The following is a 7,371-nucleotide window of genomic DNA, read 5'->3' as shown; positions in this document are numbered from 1 at the left end:
CCGTTCACCCTCGAGCCGTACTCGCGCGACCCGCGCAACATCGCCCGCAAGGCGGAGAACTACCTGATCAGCACCGGCGTCGCCGACACCGCCTACTTCGGCGCCGAGGCCGAGTTCTACATCTTCGACTCGGTGAGCTTCGACTCGCGCACCAACGGCTCGTTCTACGAGGTCGACGCGATCTCGGGATGGTGGAACACCGGCGAGCCGACCGAGAACGACGGCAGCCCCAACCGCGGCTACAAGGTCCGCCCCAAGGGCGGCTACTTCCCGGTCGCGCCCGTCGACCACTACGTCGACCTGCGCGCCGACATGCTCTCCAACCTGATCAAGGCCGGCTTCAGCCTGGAGAAGGGCCACCACGAGGTGGGCACCGGCGGGCAGGCCGAGATCAACTACAAGTTCAACACGCTGCTGCACGCGGCCGACGACATGCAGTTGTACAAGTACATCGTCAAGAACACCGCCTGGCAGGCCGGCAAGACCGTGACCTTCATGCCCAAGCCGCTGTTCGGCGACAACGGATCCGGCATGCACACCCACCAGTCGCTGTGGAAGGACGGCAGCCCGCTGATGTACGACGAGACCGGGTACGCCGGGCTGTCGGACACCGCCCGCCACTACATCGGCGGCCTGTTGCACCACGCCCCGTCGCTGCTGGCCTTCACCAACCCGACCGTCAACTCCTACAAGCGACTGGTCCCGGGTTACGAGGCGCCGATCAACCTGGTCTACAGCCAGCGCAACCGCTCGGCCTGCGTGCGCATCCCGATCACCGGCAGCAACCCGAAGGCCAAGCGGCTGGAGTTCCGTTGCCCCGACTCGTCAGGCAACCCGTACCTGGCGTTCTCGGCGATGCTGATGGCCGGGCTGGACGGCATCAAGAACAAGATCGAGCCGCAGGCCCCGGTCGACAAGGACCTCTACGAATTGCCGCCGGAGGAGGCCGCCAACATCCCGCAGGCGCCCACCCAGCTGTCCGCGGTGATCGACCGGCTGGAAGAGGACCACGAATACCTCACCGAGGGTGGCGTTTTCACGCCTGACCTGATCGAGACGTGGATCAGCTTCAAGCGCGAGAACGAGATCCTGCCGGTCCAGATCCGGCCGCACCCCTACGAGTTCGCGCTCTACTACGACGTCTAAGTCGAGGGGCATTCGCTAGACGACACCACCCGCGCCGCGATCGCATCGCCGATTGCCGCGCGGGTGGTTTCGTCTGTGCGGATCTGCCAATGACTCCGCCGGGCCGAGCCTCCTGCTGCTGGTGCCGGCCGACCCAAAACCTAGCCGTCGCAACGCAAACGGCCCGCGCGACGGGACGCCTTTAGGGCACTGGTCCGTTCGTCGAGGCCAGCACAAGGCGCTCGCCGACGCCGGATGTTCAGATAAAAACTCTTGCGGCGGCAACGAATTCCGCGTTAGCGTTTCGGCCATGACTATCAGCACCGCACAAGCAATGGTCGGGGGCGGCGGGGGCCGCGTAGGTGGAGGCGGCGGTCGCTTCGGCGGCGGCGGCGGCTTCGTGGGCGGCGGCGGTGGCCTCGTGGGCGGTGGCGGCGGCTTCGTCGGCGGCGGCGGTGGCCTCGTGGGCGGTGGCGGCGGCTTCGTCGGCGGCGGCGGCGGCTTCGTCGGCGGTGGCGGCGGCTAACCGATCACACGATCGGGTTTGGCGGCTCGTCGGAGTCGGCCGAGCCGACCAGTTCCAGTTGCATCCACGCGACGTCGTGCCAGCGCCCGTCTTTCCATGCGGTGCGCCGGTATAAGCCGGCGTCGTGAAAGCCGAATGACCGGTGAAAGCCGTTGCTGGCCTCGTTCGGTTGCGTGATGCCCGCGAAAGCCGTTCGGTAGCCGCGCTCCCTGAGCCGGTGCAGCAGCCGCGTGTAGAGCTGGCGACCGCCGCCCGTGCGGTGATGCTCGAGGTCGACATAGATTCCGGTCTCGGCCGACCACTGGAAGGTCGGCAGTCGCCGGAGCGCGTGACCGTAGGCGAAACCGACGACCCGACCATCGCGTTCGAGGACCAGCCAGTCGTGCGCCTCGCGCGCGGTGGCGATGCGGGCGGCCATCTCCCTTACGCTCGGGACGTCGATCTCCCAGCTGATCACCGTGTCCTCGACGTACGGGCGATAGATCGCACGGCACGCCGCGGCGTCCTCCGCAGACGCCGGGCGCACTCGGCCGATTGACATGCCAGTCATTCTTTCAGGCTGCAAGGGATTACAAGCCGCCCACAGGCGATCTGGGCCCGCGAGACTGAAACTACGGCGCACGTTTGCGGCGTGTCGTCGCCATCGGTTAAGTGTCGCGCGGGAAAAGCGCGACACACCTATGCGTCGAGCGCCAGGTCCTTGCGGAAGCGCTGCATGCCGTCGATCTTGTCGGCCAACGAGGCGTCCGGCCCGGCGTAGAACATCCACGGCATGGTGATGATGCCGGTGATGCCGGCGTCGGCGGCGCGCCGGTAGTCGTCGGTGGTGAAGGCGTCGGTCAGCGGCGTCAGGATGGTGAAATCGTCCATGGAAAGCCCGTTTTCGGCGCGCATCTCCCGCAACCGGCCCACGGCCTCGATGGCGCGTTCGGTCTTGATCAGGTCACCGATCCAGCCGTCGTTGCGGGCGGCGCGGCGCAGCGCGATGTCGCTGAGCCCGCCGACGTACACCGGGATCGGCTGCGGCGTCGGCTCCATCTCCAGTCGCGGCGCCCGGTAGAACGCGCCCTCGAACTCCGTCCATCCCGGCCGCCACAACGCCCGCATCAGGTCGATGATCTCGTCGGTCCGTTTGCCGCGGGCCTCGAATTGTCCGCCCATCAATGCGAATTCCTCGCGGCACCAACCCACACCGATACCGAGCTCCACCCGGCCCTCCGCCAGAACCGCCGCGGTGCCAATCGCTTTGGCCGCCGAGTACGGGTTGCGCATCGCCGGGATGTAGACGGTGGTGACGAATCGGAGCCGCGTGGTGACCTGAGCCAGCGCACCGATCAGGACCCACGGGTCGGGCCAGTCGGTGAACGGCTGCCAACGGCGTTGCCCGTCCTTGGTGTAGGGATACGGGGTGTCCAGGGTCTCCAGGTTGACGACGTGGTCGGGAATCCCGATGCCGTCGTAGCCGAGTTCGTCGGCGGCCTTGGCGAGTTCGATGATCTCCCGGGTGTTCAGGAAGGCACTGCTGATATAGAACTTCATTGGCCTTCCCGCGCCCACGCCGGCTCGATGAAGACGCCCTCGGCCTCGACGGTGATGCCCGCGGCGTCCGAAATAGTCCCGCGCGCAAAGACTTTGCGGCCCTCCTTGCCGTCGACCCACGCCTCGCAACGGAGCGGGCCCAGCGGGGTGCCGCGCAGGTATTTCACCGTGATGGTTCCGGTGAACCGCGCCTTGGACAGCCCCTCGCTGGCCGCCTCGCCGAGCATGTGGTCGAGCACCAGGGCGCTGACGCCGCCGTGCACCAGTTTGGGCGGACCCTCATACGCCGAGCCCAGGACGAACTCGCTCCAGCAGCGGCCGCCGCCGTCGTGGTGGACGACGATCGGCGGCGCGATCGGATTGCACACCCCGATCGCGGCGTTACCCAGCGGCAGCGGGCGGCCGTTGACGCGGTAGCTCACCCCGACCGGCCGGGTCCGTTGCCGCAGCGAGGCGGTGACGGCCTCGATCGCGGAGCGCGCCTGGTCGACGACGTCGTCGTCGACCTCGGTGCGGATGGTGGCGTCGACGAGTTCGCGCACCGCGTCGGCCAACGGGGCGTAGAGGGCTGTGACTCGGTCAGCCTCCGCCGCGTCGAGCACCTCGAATATGGCGTCCAACGCGCCGGCCTCCTGATTCAACTTCCAAACACCTTCCGCACCACGGCTTTTGCTCGCCGCGTCACCCGTAGATAGTTGTCCAGGAACTCCCCGCCGTCGTCGGTCGGCCAGCCCGCGGCCACCGCGACCGCATTGAGCTGACGTCCGGGCCCCGGCAGCTGGTCGGTCGGCTTGCCGCGGACCAGCACCAGCGCGTTGCGGGCCCGCGTGGCGGTCAGCCAGGCCTGCCGCAGCAGGTCGACCTCGTCGGCGGGAACCAGGCCGGCCGCCTCGATCGCATCCAGGGATTCCAGCGTCGAGGTGTTGTGCAGGGCGGGGATGTCGTGGGCGTGGAGCAGCTGCAGCAGCTGTACGGTCCACTCGATATCGGCCAGTCCCCCGCGGCCCAGCTTGGTGTGGGTGTTCGGGTCGGCGCCGCGCGGCAGCCGCTCGGCATCCACGCGGGCCTTGATGCGGCGGATCTCGCGCACCGCGTCCGACGACACCCCGTCGGCCGGGTAACGCGTCTTGTCGGCGATCACCAAGAACCGCTGGCCCAGCTCCGCGTCGCCGGCGACCGGGTGGGCGCGCAGCAGGGCTTGAATCTCCCACGGCTGCGCCCACTGTTCGTAATAAGCGGCGTAGGAGCCCAGCGTGCGCACCAGCGGGCCCTGCCGACCCTCGGGCCGCAGGTTGGTGTCGACCTCCAGCGGCGGGTCGACGCTGGGCGTGCCCAGCAGCGTGCGCACCTGCTCGGCGACGGTCGTGGACCACCGGATCGCCACCGAGTCCTCGACACCGGTCGCCGCCTCGCACACGAACATCACGTCGGCGTCGGACCCGTAGCCAAGCTCGGCGCCGCCCAGCCTGCCCATGCCGATCACCGCGATGGCCGCCGGCGCCCTTCCCTGTTCGGGGCCGTCCTTGGGAAGGTTGGCGCGGATGATCGCGTCGAGCGCGGCCTGCAGCACGGCCACCCACACCGAGGTGAGCCCCCGGCAGACGTCGGTGACCTCGAGGAAGCCCAGCAGGTCGGCCGAGCCGATGCGGGCCAGTTCGCGGCGGCGCAGTGTGCGGGCCGCGGCGATCGCCCGCACCGCGTCGGGGTGGCGGCCGGCCGAGGCGATCAGCGCCCGGGACACCGCGGCGATGTCCGTCTCGAGCAGTTTGGGGCCGGACGTGCCATCGCTGTAATCCTGAATCACCCTGGGCGCGCGCATCAACAAGTCCGGGACGTAGGCGGAGGTGCCCAGCACGTGCATGAGCCGCTTGGCCACCGCAGGCTTGTCACGCAGCGTGGCCAGATACCAGTTCTCCCCAGCCAGGGCCTCACTCAGCCGGCGGTAGGCCAGCAGGCCGCCGTCGGGATCGGGGGCGTAGGACATCCAGTGCAGCAGCCTGGGCAGCAGCACCGACTGCACCCGACCGCGCCGGCCGCTCTGGTTGACCAGCGCCGACATGTGTTTCAGCGCCGTCTGCGGTCCCTCGTAGCCGAGCGCGGCGAGCTGCCGCTCGGCGGCCTCCGACGTCATGCCGTGCCGGATCTCCAGGCCGGCCGGGCCGATCGACTCCAGCAGCGGCTGGTAGAAGAGCTTGGCGTGCAGCTGAGAAACGCGCAGGTTCTGGTGGCGCAGCTCCTCGCGGAGCACGCCCGCGGCGTCGTGCCGCCCGTCGGGGCGGATGTGCGCGGCGCGCGCCAGCCAGCGCACGGCCTCCTCGTCCTCGGCCTCCGGCAACAGGTGGGTGCGCTTGAGCCGCTGCAGCTGGAGCCGGTGCTCGAGCAGTCGGAGGAACTCGTAGGACGCGGTCAGGTTCGCCGCGTCCTCGCGTCCGATGTAGCCGCCCTGACCCAGCGCGTCCAGCGCGTCCACCGTGGACGCCACGTGCAGCGACTCGTCGCCGCGGCCGTGCACCAGTTGCAGCAGCTGCACCGCGAACTCCACGTCACGCAGCCCGCCGCTGCCGAGTTTGATCTCGCGGCCGCGCACGTCGGCGGGCACCAGCTGCTCGACCCGGCGGCGCATGGCCTGCACCTCGACGACGAAGTCCTCGCGCTCGCAGGCCACCCACACCATCGGCATCAACGCGGTCAGGTAGCGCTCCCCGAGCTCCGCGTCGCCCACGGCCGCGCGGGCTTTGAGCAACGCCTGGAACTCCCACGTCTTCGCCCAGCGCTGGTAGTAGGCAATGTGCGACTCGACGGTGCGGACCAGCTCACCGCTGCGGCCCTCGGGCCGCAGCCCGGCGTCGACCTGGAAGAAGGCCGCCGAGGCGACCCGCATCATCTCGCTGGCCAGCCGGGTGGTGAGGGCGTCGGCCCGCTCGCCGACGAAGATGACGTCGACGTCGCTGACGTAGTTCAGTTCGCGGGCACCGCATTTGCCCATCGCGATGACGGCCAGCCGTGGCGGCGTGCGGTCGCCGCATGCGCTCATCTCCGCCACCCGCAGGGCGGCGGACAGCGCGGCGTCCGCCAGGTCCGACAGCTGGGCCCCCACCACGGTGAACGGCAGCACCGGTTCGTCCTCCACCGTCGCCGCCAGGTCGAGCGCGGCCAGCACCAGCAGCTGGTCGCGGTAGAGGGTTTGCAGGCGCGCCACGACCGTCCCGGGATCGCCCGACGCCTCGTCGACGCATCGGGTGAAGGCCGCGCGCAGCTCGTCGTGCGTGGGCAGTTTGGCCTTGCCCCGCAACAGTTTCCACGACTGCGGGTGAACGGCTAGGTGATCGCCCAGGGCCAGCGACGAGCCGAGCACGGCGAACAGCCGCCCGCGCAGCGGGCGTTCGGTGAGCAGCGCGGCGTTGAGCTCGTCCCAGTCGGTGTCGGGGTTTTCCGCCAGCCGGATCAGGGCACGCAGCGCCGCGTCGGGGTCGGGTGCGCGCGACAGCGACCACAGCAGGTCGACGTGCGCCTGGTCGTCGTGGTCGTACCAACCCAGTTGCGTCAGCCGATCGCTTGCCGGGGGGTCGACCAGGCCGAGCCGGCCCACGCTGGGCAGCCGGGGGCGCTGCGTCGCGGGTTTGGTCACGACCACGACGGTATCGCAACCCGCCTGCGTTGCCGGGGAAAGGCGGGCGCCCCGGTGAGCGCGGCGCCTGCTAGAGCGACAGGTAGGTGCTCAGCTCGTACGGTGTGACGTGGCTGCGGTAGGTGGCCCACTCCGTGCGCTTGTTGCGCAGGAAGAAGTCAAAAACGTGCTCCCCCAATGTCTCCGCGACCAGCTCGGAGGCCTCCATCGCCTTGAGCGCGGCGTCGAGGCTGGTCGGCAGCTCGCGGTAGCCCATCGCGATCCGCTCCTCGGCGGTGAGGTCCCAGACGTTGTCCTCGGCCTGGGGTCCCAGCACATAGCCCTTCTCCACCCCCCGCAGCCCGGCGGCCAGCAGCACGGCGAACGTCAGGTAGGGGTTGCAGGCCGAGTCAGGGCTGCGCACCTCGATGCGCCGCGACGACGTCTTGTGCGGGGTGTACATGGGCACCCGCACCAGCGCCGACCGGTTGGCCGCGCCCCACGACGCCGCGGTGGGCGCCTCGCCGCCCTGCACCAGCCGCTTGTAGGAGTTGACCCATTGGTTGGTGACCGC

General features: G+C 69.6%; 6 protein-coding genes and 1 pseudogene. 2 read left to right on the top strand and 5 right to left on the bottom strand.

Annotated features, from left to right (window positions below):
- Together glnA and A9X04_RS00960 are read left to right on the top strand one after the other, a co-directional pair.
- The coding region (glnA, locus tag A9X04_RS00965; RefSeq protein WP_067916874.1) for a type I glutamate--ammonia ligase at positions 1-1,146 on the top strand (1,146 nt) is incomplete at its 5' end.
- Positions 1,147-1,435: 289 nt separating this feature from the next.
- Positions 1,436-1,651 (top strand): hypothetical protein, encoded by a 216-nt coding sequence (locus A9X04_RS00960; protein WP_156764165.1) that lies wholly within the window; start codon positions 1,436-1,438, stop codon positions 1,649-1,651.
- Positions 1,652-1,655: 4 nt separating this feature from the next.
- Here A9X04_RS00960 and A9X04_RS00955 read toward each other — a convergent pair whose 3' ends face one another.
- The 5 genes and pseudogenes from A9X04_RS00955 to A9X04_RS00935 all read right to left on the bottom strand — a co-directional run.
- Complete coding sequence (locus A9X04_RS00955; protein WP_197508965.1) at positions 1,656-2,192, bottom strand: GNAT family N-acetyltransferase; 537 nt, start codon at positions 2,190-2,192, stop codon at positions 1,656-1,658.
- Positions 2,193-2,329: 137 nt separating this feature from the next.
- Positions 2,330-3,190 carry a TIGR03619 family F420-dependent LLM class oxidoreductase gene (locus A9X04_RS00950; protein WP_067916870.1) on the bottom strand — a complete coding sequence of 287 codons (861 nt, stop codon included), beginning with the start codon at positions 3,188-3,190 and terminating at the stop codon, positions 2,330-2,332.
- Positions 3,187-3,831 carry a PaaI family thioesterase gene (locus A9X04_RS00945; RefSeq protein WP_067916868.1) on the bottom strand — a complete coding sequence of 215 codons (645 nt, stop codon included), beginning with the start codon at positions 3,829-3,831 and terminating at the stop codon, positions 3,187-3,189. The genes A9X04_RS00950 and A9X04_RS00945 overlap by 4 nt, the downstream gene beginning before the upstream one ends.
- Positions 3,828-6,824, bottom strand: coding sequence for a bifunctional [glutamine synthetase] adenylyltransferase/[glutamine synthetase]-adenylyl-L-tyrosine phosphorylase (locus A9X04_RS00940; RefSeq protein WP_067916866.1), 2,997 nt, complete (start codon positions 6,822-6,824; stop codon positions 3,828-3,830). Before A9X04_RS00940 ends, A9X04_RS00945 begins: the two co-directional genes overlap by 4 nt.
- 64 nt (positions 6,825-6,888) lie before the next feature.
- Positions 6,889-7,371: pseudogene (locus tag A9X04_RS00935) on the bottom strand (glutamine synthetase); the annotation flags it as partial.

It is taken from the genome of Mycobacterium sp. E3247 (genome assembly GCF_001667785.1).
In the GTDB taxonomy this organism is placed as follows: domain Bacteria; phylum Actinomycetota; class Actinomycetes; order Mycobacteriales; family Mycobacteriaceae; genus Mycobacterium.
This window is presented reverse-complemented; position numbering and strand designations above follow the sequence as displayed.